Genomic DNA, 17,217 nt, shown 5'->3' on the forward strand with positions numbered 1-17,217 from the left:
AATCAAATGATTTGTAAGGGCTTTTTTTAGTTGCAATATGATACATAATATTAACAGAGATAGATTTACTATGAAATTTAAAATATTATCAATGATTAATTCATTTTCTCTTTTAATGCATGGGTAAATTACGTTATAATGAATAGTGATAAAATAGGAGGAGAAAACATATGGTATTGTATATCATTCTAGCAATTATTGTTATTATACTGATTATTGTCGGTGTATTATTCTATATGCGTTCAAATAAAAGCCAAATGATTGAGAAGGCTGAAGAACGAAAATTACAAGTAGAGCAATTACCCTATGATGAAAGTTTATCTCAATTATCTGATTTAACTTTAACAGGTGAAACAAAATCTACTTATGATAGATTAAAACAAACGTCTTTAGATAGTAAAAATCAATATTTGTTACCATTAGAAGAAAAGATTCACAATGCGGAAGGTTTACTTGATAAATTTAAATTTTCGCAAGCGCAAACTGAAATTGATGAAGCACACGAATTGATGGATAAATACGAAGAAAATTACAATGTATTAACTACAGATGTCGAAGATATTATGGGTGTACATAAAGAGAGTGATCACTTATATGAAGAATGTAAAGTGGATTACCGAGAAATGAAGCGCGACGTGTTAGCGAACAGACATCAGTTCGGTGAAGCAGCAGCGCCGTTAGAACATGAAATTGAAGCATTCGTACCAGAAATGGAAAGCTATGAATCATATAAAGCAGAAGGTAATTATGTATACGCACATGAACATATCAAAACTTTAAATGAAGATATGAACTTTTTAAAAAAGGATATGTCAGAAATTCCTGAGTTAATCAGAGAAGCACAAAAAGAATTACCTGGACAGTTCCAAGATATGAAATACGGATGTAGAGATCTCAAAGTAGAAGGCTATGATTTAGATCATGTCAAAATTGATAGCACTTTACAAACGCTTAAAACAGAACTTAGCTTTGTAGAACCGATGATTAGTAGATTGGAACTTGATGAAGCGAATGAAAAATTAAATAATATTAACGATCGTCTTGATGAAATGTATGAATTAATTGAGCACGAAGTTAAAGCGAAAAATGAAGTAGAAGAATCAAAAGAAGTCATTACAGATAATTTGTTTAGAGCAAAAGAAATGAATTATACTTTACAAACTGAAATTGAATATGTACGTGAAAATTACTATATAAATGAAAGTGATGTACAGAATGTAAGACAGTTTGAAAATGAAATTCAAAACTTAATAGCTGTTTATGATGAAATTCTAAAAGAAATGGCCAAATCTGCAGTACGCTACAGTGAAGTTCAAGATAACTTGAAATATATCGAAGAGCATGTAGCTGTGATTAATGAAAAACAAGAAAAATTACAAAATCACTTAATTCAACTACGCGAAGATGAAGCAGAAGCAGAAGAAAATATCTTACGTGTACAAAGTAAAAAAGAAGAAGTTTATAGAAAACTATTAGCTTCTAACTTACCAAGCGTACCAGAACGTTTCATTATAATGAAAAATGAAATTGATTATGAAGTGCGTGAAGTAAACAAGAAATTCAGTGTACGTCCAATACATGTTAAACAATTGAAAGATAAAGTATCTAAAGTAGTGCTACAAATGAATAAATTTGAAGATGAAGCTACGGATGTGCTTGTTAATGCAGTTTATGCTGAGAAACTTATTGAATATGGTAACCGTTACCGTAAAGATAGTTCGAACATAGATAAAAGCCTTAATGAGGCTGAAAGGCTATTTAAAAATAATAGATACAAACGTTCAATTGAAATATCTGAACAAGCTTTAGAAAGTGTTGAACCAGGAATTACCAAACAAATAGAGGATCAAGTTATTGGTTAAACTATTTAATTATTATAAATAACACCAGTAAGACACGAAATGAATTATGATTTCGTGTCTTTTCTTTTTATCAAAAGCGAGTATAATGCTTAAAGGGAAAGTATAAAATTAATTTTAAAATGACAGAAAAGTATTGTTATTAATGCAATAACTTAAATATAAATATAAAATTAGTATCACTTCTTAAATAAGTGTGTATGATAAAATGAAATGGAGTGAAAGAATTGATATATCTTGATAACGCCGCAACGACAAAGCCAAACCAAGACGTGTTGGATACTTATGTAAAAGTAAATCAATCATTGTATTCTAATGCTAATAGTCCGCATCAAGCCGGCTTACAAGCAGACCAATTGTTACAACAAACTAAAAAACAAATAAAAGATTTGTTTAATTTAGATGGAAAATTTGATATTGTTTTTACAAGTGGTGCGACTGAATCTAATAATATGGCGCTTAAAGGCGTAGCATATAAGAAAAAAGCTTTTGCTAATGAAATCATCACTTCAGTACTTGAGCATCCATCTGTATTAGAAGTTGTACGTTCATTAGAAACGGAAGGGTTTATTATTAAATATGTTGATGTTACTGACGAGGGTCAAATCGACTTGGACCATTTAAAAACATTGATGTCGGATGATGTTGCTATAGTAACCTGTATGCATGTTAATAATATTATGGGTCAAACCCAACCAATAGAAGAGGCTGCAAATATTGTGCACCAATATCCCAAGGCACATTTTCACGTAGATGCAGTACAAGCGATTGGTAAAGTGCCATTATGCTTTGAAGGTGTAGATACATTGAGTTTAAGTGGGCATAAATTTCACGGTTTGAAAGGGCAAGGTATATTATTTGTTCGAAATATTCATCAACTTGAACCTATTATTCACGGTGGTGGACAAGAGTATGGTGTGAGAAGTGGTACAGTTAATTTACCGATGAATATTGCAATTGTTAAAGCCATGAAAGCAGCTGTGAATCATACCACAGAACTTAACCATACTTTAAATGAATTTAATGCTGACTTACGTCAATTTCTTACAGGGTTTCACGGCGTCAAGCTGAATTCACCTCAAAATTCAGCGCCACACATTCTTAATGTTGGTTTATCAGGCGTAAAAGGTGAAGTATTGGTCAATGCATTTTCAAAACACAATATCATGTTATCTACCACAAGTGCATGTTCGTCTAAAAAAGCGAGTCTAAACGAAGTACTTTTAGCGATGAATGTGCCTAGAAAACAAATTGAAGGTAGTATCAGAATTTCAATGGGAGCCAATACGACTCAAGAAGATATTCAAACATTTAAAGATAATTTTTATAAAGTATATGAAGAAGTAAGGGAGCTGTTAGTATGATTTATGATCATATATTAGTAAGGTATGGCGAATTAACATTAAAAGGTGCAAATCGTAAAATATTCGTGAATAAATTACGCGCAAATGTTAAGCGTTCATTAATGCCATTGCAAGGCTATAAAGTAAAAGCGAATAGAGATAGAATGTATATTGAATTAGATGAAGGTGCAGACATAGATGAAATGTGTAATAGACTAAAAAAAGTATTCGGCATTTATTCTATTAGTCCTGTATTAAAAATTGATAAAACTGTAGAAGCGGCAAATGAACAAGCCGTTCAATTTGCAAAAGACTACGCAAACGGAGATACGTTTAAGATAGACGTGAAACGTTCAGATAAAAACTTTCCTTATGACACATATCAATTACAACGTGGCATTGGTGCTGCGGTATTAAATGCAACAAAGGATTTAACTGTCGATGTCCACAATCCAGATCACAATATAAAAGTAGAAGTGCGTTTAGATGCCATATATGTCTATGACAAAACTATAGCTGGACTTGGTGGCTTGCCAGTTGGAACAGGTGGAAAAACATTACTTATGCTCTCAGGTGGTATTGATTCTCCTGTAGCTGGTATGGAAGTCATGCGAAGAGGTGCGATGATTGAAGCAATTCATTTTCATAGCCCGCCCTTTACAAGTGAAAAAGCTAAAGAAAAAGTAATTGAATTAACACGTATTTTAGCTTCTCATGTAGGTCCAATTAAATTACACATTGTACCTTTTACAGATTTACAAAAACAAGTTAATAAAGTTGTACATGAACGTTATACAATGACATCTACACGTCGAATGATGATGAGAGTAGCAGATAAACTTGTACATGAAATTGACGGACATGCCATTGTAAATGGTGAGAATCTTGGTCAAGTAGCGAGTCAAACTTTAAAGAGTATGTACGCAATTAATAGCGTAACTTCGACGCCAGTGTTACGTCCATTACTCACATTAGATAAAGAAGATATCGTTAAAAGAGCTAAAGAAATTGGAACTTTTGATGTCTCTATACAACCTTATGAGGATTGTTGTACTATTTTCACACCAAAAAATCCTGTAACTGAACCTGATATTGAAAAAGTGGAAAAATATGAAAATATTTTTGATTTTGAACCATTAGTACAACAAGCTGTGGATCAAATCGAAACAATAGAAATTTCAAATGACTACCAAAGTGATAAAGACTCAGAGACACAAACTTTGGCAGAGGATTTATTTTAAATACGAGTTTAAATTATAGTAAGCATCATTTAAAAAATATAAAACTTAGTTTTAGATGTTCAATTTATAATGAATAATCAGTTAACATGATTTAAACAGACAGGGGTTGGCGCATGTTAGAGTGGGACATTTCAATTGTAATTATCATCATACTTCTTGGATTTTTAGCAGCGTTTATTGATGCAGTTGTCGGTGGTGGGGGATTAATTTCTATCCCTGCACTTTTGGCAGTGGGTATGCCACCAGCTATGGCGTTAGGTACTAATAAATTAGCTAGTGCATTTGGGTCGATGACCAGTGCATTTCGTTTTTTAAGGTCAGGCAATGTCGATCTGAAAGTTGTTGGGAAGTTATTCCCATTTGTATTCTTAATGGCTATGGGTGGTGCGAGCGTGGCGACATTTTTACCGTCTGAACTATTGAAGCCAGTGGTAATCATTATCTTAACGCTTGTCATGATTTATACATTAATGAAAAAAGATTGGGGTAGTATACGTACTTTTACAAAACTCACTACCGGTAAAGCTATAATATTTGCAGCTTTAATGTGCTTAATAGGTCTATATGATGGATTTTTAGGCGGCGGCACAGGTTCATTTATGCTTTTTGTTTTATTAATGTTTGGATTTGATTTTCTAGGTGCAGCAGGGAATGCCAAAGTATTAAATTTTGCATCCAATTTAGGGGCATTAATATTATTTATATTCTTAGATCAAGTCGATTATTTTTATGGTTTTATCATGGCTGGTAGTATGATTTGCGGATCATATTTGGGTGCTTTATTTGCAATTAAAAAAGGCGTTGGTTATGTCAAAGGTCTGTTTATTGTAGTTACTGCTATTTTAATTTTGAAAAATGCGTACGATTATTTAATGCAAATCATGTAGCAATTACAAAAATATATTAAAATAAACTAGTTCTTATACAAGAGCCTCAACGCTTGTCTTCCTTTATTTGTCAGCCTTATAGAAGCGAGAATACGAAATCAAATTTTGATTTCGTATTCCCGCTCTTTTTTGTATACAGTTTTATAAAATACGGCATAGTGTCACTTCGCATTATTAGTACTTTTTTACTGTAATTCTGATAAAACACTATTATATTTTAAAACTCTTTTAATATATATTTGGGATAAGGTATACATAGCTTAATTGATTATGGTTAAATTGGGGATGGAGTTAAAAGGAAAATAAATTATGGGAGTGAGTGTAAATGTCGAAGAAAAGGATTATCGCAATCATACTTGCGGTTGTCATCGTGTTAGGCGGCATCGTGATGAGTTCAATTTCAGCGGTCTTTTCATCTTTATTTGATGAACAAGCTACATCTAAAATGGACCCATTTACAGAAAAAGTAGAAAAAGAGGGCAATTCAAGTAAACGAATTGCACATTTAACATTAGATGGCCAAATAGCTGAAGGTACAGGTGGAGGCATGTTTGGTGGTGGTGGTTACAACCATGAGGCGTTCTTAAAACAATTAGAAAACGTAAAAAATGATGACACAGTCAAAGGTATGTTGTTATCTGTGAATACTCCTGGTGGTGGCACATATCCAAGTGATGAAATTTATCAAAAGATAAAAGAAATTAAGCAAAAAGATAAAAAGATTTATGTACATATGGGTAGTATGGCAGCATCTGGTGGATACTACATTTCAGCACCAGCAGACAAAATATACGCAGGTCCTCAAACAATGACAGGATCAATCGGTGTTATTATGTCTAGTGTTGATTATTCAGAATTACAAGAAAAAATAGGCGTTAAAGAAAATGTTATAAAATCAGGAGATCATAAAGACATATTAAGTAGCTCAAGAGCTATGACAAGTGAAGAAAAAGATATTTTACAATCTGTATTAGATGATAGTTTTGATCGATTTGTGAATATAGTTAAAGACGGTAGGGATATGTCTGAAAGTAAAGTTAGAGAGTTAGCTGATGGACGAATATACAGTGCACAACAAGCGGAAGATAACGGGTTAATTGACGAAATTGGTTATGAAGATGAAACATTAAAAGCAATGAAAAAAGATATGAAAGCAAAAGATGCAGAAGTATTTGAGTATAGTGAAGAAGGTAGTTTCTTCTCATCGTTTAGTAATGCAAAAGCGAGTATTGCTCAATTTAAAAATGAATTCAATGAAGTTAAATCAATAATTAAAAATGATACTGAAGCTGAACCTATGTATCTATACGAAGGTTAGGTGTAATAATGGATAATATGAAACAAGATGATACTGCACATAAGGTTGCAGGTTCAAACGAAGCCCAAACAGAGTCAGATGCACTTGCACATAATCAATTAGCAAAAGCACTATATGCAGGATTTGGTATAAGATTTTGTAGCTTTCTCATTGATTTACTCATCATTTTTGGTATTCAAAGTATTATATTGAAACCAATCTATCATTTCACACATATAGATAATGCAAAGTTATGGATTGATTATTTTAGTGTAGGTCACGTATTAGATGCACTCGTATTTTATTTGTATTTTGTGTTATTAACGAAATATTTTAAACAAACAATTGGTAAAATGATTTTGAATATTAGAGTGGAACGTGCAGATAGACAATCTTTAACTTGGGTAGACGTATTATTTAGAGAATGGATTGGTCGCATTGTCAGTGGCGTATTTGCTAATTTACCTTATTTAGTAACAATATTTACAGATAAACACAAAGGTATACATGATTATTTTGCTGATACTGTCGTAATAAAAAATAAATTTGAAAAATTGTTTTATTTGAAGTAGATTGTTATGTTTCAAAGGGTTTAAGGTTTATTTCATCTGATTAAACAGTTATAATTATTGAGTAAGCACTTTTTATAGGAGGCATTCAAATGGCGCAAATTACATTTAAACAAGAACCAATTACATTATTAGGATCACAAGTAAAAAAAGGTGAAACAGCACCAGATTTTACAGTGTTAGACAATGATTTAAATGAAGTAACTTTATCAAATTATGATGGTCAAAAGAAATTGATCAGTGTAGTACCATCTATTGATACAGGTGTCTGTGATAAACAAACACGTAAATTCAACGAAGAAGCAGCGCAGGAAGATGGCGTCGTGTTAACTATTTCTGTTGACTTACCATTCGCACAAAAAAGATGGTGCGCATCAAATGGCTTAGATAACGTGGTTACTTTAAGTGATCATAAAGAGCTTTCATTTGGTAACAATTATGGCGTAGTTATGGAAGAATTACGTTTACTTGCACGTTCAGTTTTTGTTTTAGATGAAAATAATAAAGTAGTATATACTGAAGTTGTTTCTGAGGGCACTGATTTCCCAGACTTCGATGCTGCTTTAGAAGCATACCGTGCTATTTAAATTAAATATAGGTAATATAAAATTTGTCATTTGATTTGAAGTTAAACAATCAAACAGTATCATTGACATTATAAAGTATACTGTCCATAATTATTTGGTAATATAAGTTAGCATGAACTGACTTAATTTCAAACAAATTATGGACAGTTTTTTTAGAAAGGACTATTAAATGACACAAGAAGAAACAGTAATGGAAAAGTTATTCCAAACACTCGACGAAAAAGCTAAAGCTTTAAATGAAAATAATGGTCAAAGTTTTATTGAAAACTTAGGACTAGCAATGGAACACATTTATACAAGTAAAAGAGACTTGTTAGAACAAGCTACATTGCAAGATAGAAGAAAAGCATTTCAGTTTGCTTACTTAAGCTTAATGCAAAATGAAGATATTCAAGCAAACCATCAAATTACACCAGACTCTATTGGCTTAATTTTAGGCTTTTTATCTCAACGCTTCTTAAAAAACAAAGAAGAATTACACGTTGTAGACATCGCAAGTGGGGCAGGCCATCTAAGTGCGTCTGTGCATGAAGTGTTAACTGAACATACGGTGATGCATCATCTTTTAGAAGTTGATCCAGTATTATCAAGAGTCAGCGTTCATCTAGCCAACTTTTTAGAAATACCATTTGATGTTTATCCACAAGACGCAATTATGCCATTACCTTTTGAAGAGACAGATGTTGTTATTGGTGATTTACCTGTTGGCTATTATCCAGCAGATGAGAGAAGTAAGGAAATGGCTTTAGGATTTGAAGAAGGTCACAGTTTCTCTCACTTTTTATTAATTGAACAAGCTGTTGTAGCTTTAAAACAATCAGGTTATGCATTTTTAGTTGTTCCAAGTAATATTTTCGAAGGTTCAAATGTGAAACAGTTACAAAACTTCATTGCTACAGAGACAGAAATGCAAGCATTTTTAAATTTACCTTCGACATTATTTAAAAATGAAAAAGCACGCAAATCTATTCTTGTACTACAGAAAAAAGAAACAAACGTTACTAAACCAGTAGAGGTTTTATTAGCGAACATTCCTGACTTCAAAAGCCCTCAACAATTCCAAGCATTTTTACAAGATTTAAATGTGTGGATGGAAGAAAATCATCCTGAAAATTAAACTGTATTATTCTTGAAAATAAACTGTATTAATGATTAAATAGATAGGTATATTAAAACTTAATTGAAAATGGAGGCAACAAGCTTATGTCAAAATTAATTTTGGCCATTAACGCTGGTAGTTCGTCACTGAAATTCCAACTTATTGAAATGCCGGAAGAAAAAGTTGTTACTAAAGGACTAATTGAACGTATTGGTTTAAAAAACTCTGTCTTTACTATTGAAGTAAATGGAGAAAAAATTACTGATACCAATGATATTGCTAATCACGAAGTAGCAGTAAACATTATGTTAGAAAGCTTTAAAAAACATGGTATCATTGAAAGTATTAATGATATTGATGGTACGGGCCACCGTGTTGTTCATGGTGGAGAATTATTCCCAGAATCAGTTTATATAACTGATGAAGTAGAAAAACAAATTGAATCGTTAAGTGAATTAGCTCCGTTACACAACCCAGCAAACTTAATGGGAATTCGTGCATTCCGAAAACTTTTACCAGAGACACCACATGTCGCTGTGTTTGATACTTCATTCCATCAAACAATGCCAGAGAAATCTTATTTATATAGTTTGCCATATCAATATTATGAAGACTTCGGAATTCGTAAATATGGTTTTCATGGCACGAGTCATAAATATGTTTCACAACGTGCAGCTGAAATTTTAGATAAACCAATTGAAGAATTACGTATTATCTCTTGTCATATCGGTAATGGTGCTTCAATCGCTGCTATTGATGGTGGCGAATCTGTAGATACATCTATGGGCTTCACTCCATTAGCAGGTGTTACAATGGGCACACGCTCAGGTAATATTGACCCAGCTTTAATTCCATTTATTATGGAAAAAACGGGTAAAAATGCAGAAGAAGTATTAAATACACTTAATAAAGAATCTGGATTATTAGGTATTTCAGGTACTTCAAGTGACTTAAGAGATATCATTGAAGATTCTAAAGAGGGTAAAGAAAGAGCCCAATTAGCGCTTGACGTCTTTGCATCTCGTATTCACAAATATATCGGTTCATATGCGACGCGTATGCATGGTGTAGACGTTATTGTATTTACAGCTGGCGTAGGTGAAAATTCTGATCCTGTAAGAGCAAAAGTCTTAGAAGGTTTAGAGTTTATGGGTGTTTATTGGGACGCTAAGAAAAATGAAATGATCCATGGTTCTGAAGGTTTCATTAATTATCCACATTCACCTGTAAAAGTCATCGTTATTCCTACAAACGAAGAAGTAATGATTGCTCGCGATGTTGTAGATTTTGGAAACGTAAAATAATCTGGAAGTAAACCCAGATTCATTAAATGAGTATGAGTTGTAAATATTTATACTTAAATTAAAAGCACCCATTCATTAGAAAAAATAATGAATGGGTGCTTTTATTATTTTATTAATCAGTTTTTAAAATGGATTATTTTTTCTCTGGTTTAACCTCAAAAGCAATAATTTGAGATTGTTGTGTTTCATTAAAGTTATTATCGGCTGTCAATACTAGACTGTCATTACCATTGGGCAGTTTTTTACCAAAAGTCATGCCTTCAATGTTATCAACTTTACCAATATCTTGTTCATTTAAATCAGCAACCAGCGTTTTGTTTAAAGGTTTTGCGTTTGTCTCTTTGAGTGAATTTATATCTTTGATATCAGTTCCTTTACTAACATCTATTTTATATATACGCACATAATTACTAAATGAACCATCTTCTGCTTGTACAGATGCACGTTCTAGAGTGAGAAATTCATGATCATTAATGGCTAATATTTCTGTGATTCCATTATCAGCTTGTTTGTTTTTGCCAGGTTTTTTAGGAATGGCATCAAGTGGATATGCAAATTCAGATAATATGTTGCCTTCGCGATCATATTGTGTGATGCGTGATAAAGCGCCTGATTCAGGTGTAGGTTTTTGGCCATCTTGTATTAGAGGGCCCTCCATAGAAGTCCATAACGTATTACCATCTTGAGAAAAAGTGCTACCTTCAATAGCTTGATTATTACGGAAACCTTTCTTATTTTGTTTATCCATTTTTATTGTATCTTTAACAGGAATTTCAGTTGAATATTTACCATCTTCAGTTGCTTTACGAATAAATGGATTCAATCCTAAGGAACGATCTCCTTCACTAGTATATAGAATCTCATTAGTATGTGGGTCGAACCGTATCGATTCTGGGTCAGCAACAATATTATCATCGTCGTTCTTATATTGCTCTTTATTGATGTAATCTTTGCCATTCGGTTGTTTTAACTTGTGGACGCCATTAAATTTGACGTCTTTGAATTCATTGCTATTATAGTCAATATCAGCTTCATAGAATCTTGCTGGATTGTGTTCTGATCGGTCATCGCTAATAAGTAACCATTTATCATTTTTAGGGTCATACGTTATACCAGACAATCCGCCAACTTTCGTATCTTTGTAAGTTTTATCAAACGGTAAGATTTTAGTGTCTATTAATTTGAGACGATCTTCTGTACGTGTTGTATTGTCTTTTTCTGCAGCAATTATTTCACTATGTAATGATGTGCTCGAAATAAATAATGTGAACATGCTTGTTATAAGTGCTTTATGCATCGGTTTCATAAGTTGTTCATACTCCTTTCATTATGCGTTTCACTTCAATCATATATCTTTTGTTTAAAGTGTATATGAAGTTTTGATAAGGAGTTTGTAAAAATCACTTTGAATGCGCAATATAACTTTACATGCTCATTCCTTTGGATATTAAAAAGGATAGATTGCTCTAAATAAATGAACAAACTATCCTAGCGAAACAAATTAATAACTTTTGTTTAGACTTTAAATGTAACTAAATCATTTTTATAAAATTAAACTAGTATATTTTAGTGAGCTTGGTGTTGCGATCTAAGTTCGTCTGTTGCTACTTGTGGTTGGAAATCTTCTGGCAGTTCTTCAGTGCGTACAACGAGTACATCACAAGGTGAGTGGCGCACGATTGCTTCAGATACAGAACCAACAATAAATCTTTCTACAGCATTTAAACCAGAAGTACCACACATAATTAAATCAGCTTCTACCTCAGACGCTAATTTTTTTGGAATAATTGCTTTTGGAGAACCAAATTCTAAGCGAGTTTCAACATCTTTAATACCAGCGTTTGTTGCAACTTCTTTATAACCTTTTAACAAGTCGTCAGAGAAATTTTTAGATTTCTCAGTGAACTGTGCATCATAAACCTCGTATGATGAATATGTTCGTGAATCAATGACGTTCACAACTGTTAATTTTGCTTCGTTACGATTTGCAACATCTACAGCTTTATTAAACGCCCATTCAGCCTCGTGTGAACCATCTACCGCAATTAAAATGTTTTTATAAGTTAGCATATCAATGACCTCCTTATTCTTCTTATATATATTATACCACCATTTACAGAATATTAACATAATTCACTGTTGTAAAAGTACTCTATTCTTTGATTGCGCTTTCATAGAATACACGTTACTATAAATTTGGAGGTGGATGAAATGATTATAGGTATTCCTAAAGAGATTAAAAACAATGAAAACAGGGTGAGTTTGTCCCCAAGTGGTGTGCATGCATTAGTTGAGCAAGGTCATAATGTTGTTGTTGAAAAATCTGCTGGTTTAGGCTCTTATTTTGATGATGTGGACTATACTGAAGCTGGTGCAAAAATTGTAAATGAACAAGCTGAAGTATGGAACGTAGATATGGTTATGAAAGTTAAAGAACCATTGGAAGAAGAATTCCAATTCTTTGAGGAAGGATTAATTTTATTTACTTATTTACATTTAGCAAATGAAGAGAAATTGACTAAAGCTTTATTAGAAAACAAAGTTATTAGTATCGCTTATGAAACAGTGCAATTGCCAGATCGTTCTTTACCATTATTAACACCAATGAGTGAGGTGGCAGGTCGTATGTCTGCTCAAATTGGTGCTGAGTTCTTACAGAAATATAAAGGTGGCATGGGTATTCTACTTGGTGGTGTACCTGGCGTAGAAAAAGGACGCGTAAGTATTATTGGTGGTGGCCAAGCCGGTACTAATGCTGCGAAAATTGCTTTAGGTTTAGGTGCTGACGTTACAATTTTAGATGTTAACCCTAAACGTTTACAACAATTAGAAGACTTATTTGGTGGTCGAGTACATACAATCATGTCAAACCCATTAAACATAGAGCAATGCGTTAAAAATAGTGACTTAGTCATTGGTGCAGTGCTTATTCCAGGCGCAAAAGCACCAAAACTTGTTACTGAAGAAATGGTTAAACAAATGAAAGATGGGGCAGTGATTGTTGATATTGCGATCGACCAAGGTGGCATTTTCGAAACAACAGATCGTATTACTACACACGATGACCCAACTTATAAAAAACATGGCGTAGTACATTATGCAGTAGCTAATATGCCTGGTGCAGTACCGCGTACGTCAACAATCGCATTAAACAACGCGACGTTACCATATGCGCAACAAGTAGCTGGAAAAGGCTATTTAAAAGCACTACAAGATAATCCAGCTTTATCTTTAGGCTTAAGTACGATTAATGGTGAATTAACTAATAAAGGTGTTGCAGATGCATTAAACTTATCATATACCGATATTGAAAGTGCATTAAAATAAAAATACCTATAATACAACTCAACCATAACGAATTGATTGTATTAAATTGATGTAAATAAAATAAGAGTAGGACATATATTTATGTATCTCACTCTAAAGTGCCGACAAAGTAACTGACTTTGTCGGCACTTTTTATACATAATTGTCTAGTAGTGTTATATGGCCAGTAGTAGTTCTTTAAAAGTTTGTTATAAGCGTATTTTCAATTCAGTCAGCTGCTGCCAATATAATAAAACAGGCTGAGACATGTAATTATGTCCCAGCCTGTTTTATTGACTCTATAAGATCTTATGTTTTAAGAAGTTAAACTATCAATGACAAGTTTTAAACGATTCTTGTACCATGTACTTCTTGGAAAGGGAAAGAAGATATTAAATCTTGCAAATTATCTTTATTTAACCCGCCACCAGGCATGATTTCGATACGTCCGCCTGTATTAACCACAAGCTTGCCGAGTTGATTTAAATTATCGAAAATATCAGTCCCTGATGGACCACCATGTGTAAGTAATCTAACAAAGCCAATATCAATCAGCTGATGTAGCGCTTTGATTTGACCATGTAAATGAATTTCATCGAACGCCATATGACACACGGATGGTACAGGTGATGCTAGGTTGTTCAAAGTCTTCATTTGCCATTCATTTAAGACATTATCTTCTGTCAAACATCCGAATACAAAGTAATCTACGTTAAGTTGTTTGATTGCTTTCATGTCTCGTTGCATGATTTCAAAATCATATAAATTATATACGAAATTACCACCACGCGGGCGAATCATTACTGCGATTTCAACCTCATTGGTATGACAAATTTCTGTCGCGATTTCAATCATTCCTATGCTAGGTGTTGTTCCTCCGACACTCAAGTTATCACATAATTCTATACGATCAGCACCATTGCTTATTGCTTGTTCAACTTGTTGAATTGTTTCAACAACCGCTTCTTTTATCATTTTTCGTAACCCGTTAAACTTTCATTACCATCTTCAGTTACTAAAATATCGTCTTCAATACGTACACCTGCAACGCCGGGAACGTATATGCCTGGTTCAACAGTGATAACCATTCCAGCAACAAATTGGTTGGTATTTGAACTAGAAACATCTTGATACTCATGTTCTTCTAAGCCTAATCCATGTCCTAAACGATGAGGGAAATAATCACCATAACCTGCATCACTGATAATATTACGTGCAATATCATCTACATCTTTAATTGTAACGCCTGGTTTGATTGCTGCAATTGCTTCTTGTTCAGCTTTCAAAACAACATTATATATTTCTTGAGCTTTATCATTTGGTTCGCCAAATTTAACGGTTCTAGTCATATCACTACAATAATTGTTATAAATAACACCAAGATCAAATAGTACATATTCATCTTTTTGTAATTGACGATCACCAGGCGTACCATGTGGTGAAGCAGCGTGATCGCCGAAGAGTACCATCGTATCGAAACTCATTTCATTCACACCGTAATCTTTGATTGCATTCTCAATATGATTGACAACTTGGCGTTCCGTGACACCTTCTTTTAAAAAGTCTACACCGATTTCAATACATTTGTCAGCAAGTTCACATGCTTTTTTAATAGTAGCAATTTCATTTTCGCTTTTAACATTACGTAAGTCTTTAATTGTTTGGTCAATATCACCAAAAGTTTGTACATTAAATGCTTCAACGAGTTCGCGTTGACGTTTTACTGTTAAATGTTCAGCTTCAACTAATAATTTATTTACAGTGAACGTATATTTGTCTAATGCATTTTCTGTGTCTAAATATCCAATTACTTCGCCCTCAAAAGGAGAGGATTTTACTTCATCAACTTCTAATTGTGGACAAAATAATACTTGTTCACCATTTTCTTTGATTAATAATGCGAGTAAACGTTCATGAGGATCACTTAAATAGCCTGTAAAGTAAAAAATGTTTAATGGTGTTGTAATCCATGCTGCTCCAGCTTGTTGTGATTTTAATTCTGCGGTAATCTGTTCTAATTTCATTTATCATCATCCTCCTAAAAATACTATCATTCTAAGTTTATGTTAGTTCATTACGGAATTCAAAAATAAAATGTTATAATGATGCTATTTTAGCTAAATGTTTTAAAAATATGCATAAAAGCGCTATATAAAATGAACGGATATGTTATAAAATGGCATGAATGTGGTATGTAGTAAATAAACAGATTTATGGGAGGAATTCATATAATGAACTTATCATTTCATGGACAATCAACGATTTATTTTGAAGCGAACGGTAAAAAAGTAATTGTAGATCCATTTATTACTGGCAATGGTCAGTCAGATTTAGATGCAAATGCTATAGAAGTAGACTATATCATTTTAACGCATGGTCATGGTGATCATTTCGGAGATACAGTCGAATTAGCTAATAGAAATAATGCAACTGTAATTGGTTCGGCAGAACTGGGTGATTATTTAACTACAAATAAAAATGTTGAAAATGTAAGACCAATGAACATTGGTGGTAAAGTTGAATTTGAATTTGGTACAGTGAAATTTGTACAAGCTTTTCACAGTTCAAGTTTAACTGACGATAATGGTATTCCAGTTTATCTTGGCATGCCGATGGGGGTTATTATAGAAGTTGAAGGCAAAACAATTTATCACACTGGAGATACAGGATTATTCAGCGATATGAAATTAATTGCAGAACGTCATCCTGTGGATGTTTGTTTTGTACCTATTGGTGATAACTTTACTATGGGTATCGATGATGCAAGTTATGCAATCAACACATTTATAAAACCTAAAATTACTGTACCTGTGCACTATGATACATTTGAATTGATTGAACAAGATCCAAATGAATTTAAATCTTCTGTTACGGTAGGAGAGGTACAAATTTTAAAACCTGGAGAATCAGTTAAATTTTAAAACCTTTAATGGATTAGAATTCATAATAAAATAAAATGTCGACAAAATTTCATTATTTTGTCGACATTTTTATGTTTATTTATAAGAATTATTCTAAGCATTCATTTATATTTCAAATTTTTAAGAATATAAACTAAAAAAACAAACCCAATGCATTTGTGCGCTAGGTTTGTTTAGATGATAAACTCAAATTAATACAAAGGTGTTTGAGTTTTATATTATTTTACAATAAGAACAGGGATGTTTGCTCTTTTCGCCACCTTATGGCTGACGCTACCAAGGACAAATTTTTTCTTTTCCTCAGCTTTGCGGTTACTGAGTACGACGATTTCATATTTGCCACTATTTGCTTGTTTAACTAGTTGTTCTTTGGCACTGCCACGAACAATAATTTCATCATATTTGATGCCATATTCATCTAAAGCCTTACGTGTTGGCTCAAGTCCTTTGCTGCGCTTTTCAACTAATTTATCTAAATGAATACCAGATTTAATTGATGATTGTGCATCTTGTTCACTAATTGAATTTAAAATAGTGACCGTCGTTCCTTCACCTGCTAATTTTGATACTTCTTTAAGTGCTTTTTCGTTAGTAAGTGTTGTATCTACACCAAGTAAAATATTTTTGAACATTGTTCATCCCTCCTTGATATCATTCTAATCAAAATTCCTTGATAAATCCAATTATAATATAAAATCTTACATATTAATTTCTTAAAAAGAATTATTTATATTATTTAAAAGGTGCAGTTCAACATTATAAAGTTATAATCTACCATAATTTGAATTGTGACATCGCAATTTT

Annotated in this window: 16 protein-coding genes; 11 read left to right on the forward strand and 5 right to left on the reverse strand. The window is 32.8% G+C overall.

The features are described from left to right. The first annotated feature begins 170 nt into the window (after positions 1 to 170). The 9 genes from ezrA to PYW44_RS05730 all read left to right on the forward strand — a co-directional run bounded on the left by ezrA (position 171) and on the right by PYW44_RS05730 (position 10,186). Positions 171 to 1,862: a septation ring formation regulator EzrA gene (gene ezrA / locus PYW44_RS05690; protein ID WP_021339068.1), complete on the forward strand. Its 1,692-nt coding sequence runs from the start codon at positions 171 to 173 to the stop codon at positions 1,860 to 1,862. Between the two features lie 224 nt (positions 1,863 to 2,086). Then, positions 2,087 to 3,223, forward strand: a complete 1,137-nt coding sequence (locus PYW44_RS05695; protein WP_021339069.1) for a cysteine desulfurase family protein — start codon at positions 2,087 to 2,089, stop codon at positions 3,221 to 3,223. Further along, positions 3,220 to 4,443, forward strand: a complete 1,224-nt coding sequence (gene thiI, locus PYW44_RS05700; RefSeq protein ID WP_021339070.1) for a tRNA uracil 4-sulfurtransferase ThiI — start codon at positions 3,220 to 3,222, stop codon at positions 4,441 to 4,443. Before PYW44_RS05695 ends, thiI begins: the two co-directional genes overlap by 4 nt. A 113-nt stretch (positions 4,444 to 4,556) precedes the next feature. After that, positions 4,557 to 5,330 (forward strand): sulfite exporter TauE/SafE family protein, encoded by a 774-nt coding sequence (locus PYW44_RS05705; RefSeq protein ID WP_021339071.1) that lies wholly within the window; start codon positions 4,557 to 4,559, stop codon positions 5,328 to 5,330. 325 nt (positions 5,331 to 5,655) lie between these two features. Beyond that, entirely contained in the window at positions 5,656 to 6,648 is a 993-nt protein-coding gene (gene sppA / locus PYW44_RS05710) for a signal peptide peptidase SppA (RefSeq protein WP_002507343.1), read from the forward strand. A 17-nt stretch (positions 6,649 to 6,665) separates the two neighbouring features. Further along, a complete protein-coding gene (locus tag PYW44_RS05715; RefSeq protein ID WP_370444995.1) occupies positions 6,666 to 7,199 on the forward strand; it encodes an RDD family protein in 534 nt (177 codons plus the stop codon). Positions 7,200 to 7,288: 89 nt separating this feature from the next. After that, complete coding sequence (tpx, locus tag PYW44_RS05720) at positions 7,289 to 7,783, forward strand: thiol peroxidase (protein ID WP_002507345.1); 495 nt, start codon at positions 7,289 to 7,291, stop codon at positions 7,781 to 7,783. A gap of 169 nt (positions 7,784 to 7,952) precedes the next feature. Then, complete coding sequence (locus PYW44_RS05725; RefSeq protein ID WP_021339073.1) at positions 7,953 to 8,900, forward strand: class I SAM-dependent methyltransferase; 948 nt, start codon at positions 7,953 to 7,955, stop codon at positions 8,898 to 8,900. An 86-nt stretch (positions 8,901 to 8,986) separates the two neighbouring features. Further along, complete coding sequence (locus tag PYW44_RS05730; RefSeq protein WP_021339074.1) at positions 8,987 to 10,186, forward strand: acetate kinase; 1,200 nt, start codon at positions 8,987 to 8,989, stop codon at positions 10,184 to 10,186. A gap of 133 nt (positions 10,187 to 10,319) precedes the next feature. On the opposite strand, the gene PYW44_RS05735 is transcribed toward PYW44_RS05730, so the two are convergent. Together PYW44_RS05735 and PYW44_RS05740 are read right to left on the reverse strand one after the other, a co-directional pair. Continuing rightward, the gene (locus PYW44_RS05735; protein ID WP_021339075.1) at positions 10,320 to 11,492 is read right to left on the reverse strand and encodes an esterase-like activity of phytase family protein; all 1,173 of its coding nucleotides are present in this window, start codon (positions 11,490 to 11,492) and stop codon (positions 10,320 to 10,322) included. 260 nt (positions 11,493 to 11,752) lie between these two features. Continuing rightward, positions 11,753 to 12,256, reverse strand: coding sequence for a universal stress protein (locus PYW44_RS05740; protein ID WP_002507349.1), 504 nt, complete (start codon positions 12,254 to 12,256; stop codon positions 11,753 to 11,755). Between the two features lie 141 nt (positions 12,257 to 12,397). On the opposite strand from PYW44_RS05740, the gene ald reads away from it, so the two are divergent. Next, positions 12,398 to 13,513, forward strand: coding sequence for an alanine dehydrogenase (gene ald, locus PYW44_RS05745; protein WP_002507350.1), 1,116 nt, complete (start codon positions 12,398 to 12,400; stop codon positions 13,511 to 13,513). Between the two features lie 324 nt (positions 13,514 to 13,837). Here the strand turns inward: ald and PYW44_RS05750 are convergent, their stop codons facing one another. Both PYW44_RS05750 and PYW44_RS05755 read right to left on the reverse strand, forming a co-directional pair. Next, on the reverse strand, positions 13,838 to 14,467 hold the full coding sequence (locus PYW44_RS05750; protein ID WP_002507351.1) for a copper homeostasis protein CutC: 630 nt from the start codon (positions 14,465 to 14,467) through the stop codon (positions 13,838 to 13,840). Then, positions 14,464 to 15,516, reverse strand: a complete 1,053-nt coding sequence (locus PYW44_RS05755) for a M24 family metallopeptidase (protein WP_021339076.1) — start codon at positions 15,514 to 15,516, stop codon at positions 14,464 to 14,466. The genes PYW44_RS05750 and PYW44_RS05755 overlap by 4 nt, the downstream gene beginning before the upstream one ends. A 207-nt stretch (positions 15,517 to 15,723) precedes the next feature. On the opposite strand from PYW44_RS05755, the gene PYW44_RS05760 reads away from it, so the two are divergent. Further along, positions 15,724 to 16,413, forward strand: coding sequence for a metal-dependent hydrolase (locus tag PYW44_RS05760; RefSeq protein WP_021339077.1), 690 nt, complete (start codon positions 15,724 to 15,726; stop codon positions 16,411 to 16,413). A 218-nt stretch (positions 16,414 to 16,631) separates the two neighbouring features. Here PYW44_RS05760 and PYW44_RS05765 read toward each other — a convergent pair whose 3' ends face one another. Beyond that, positions 16,632 to 17,045, reverse strand: coding sequence for a universal stress protein (locus PYW44_RS05765; protein ID WP_002507354.1), 414 nt, complete (start codon positions 17,043 to 17,045; stop codon positions 16,632 to 16,634). Between the last annotated feature and the right edge of the window lie 172 nt (positions 17,046 to 17,217).

Origin of the sequence: Staphylococcus equorum (assembly GCF_029024965.1) — a bacterium.
Classification (GTDB): Bacteria; Bacillota; Bacilli; order Staphylococcales; family Staphylococcaceae; genus Staphylococcus; species Staphylococcus equorum.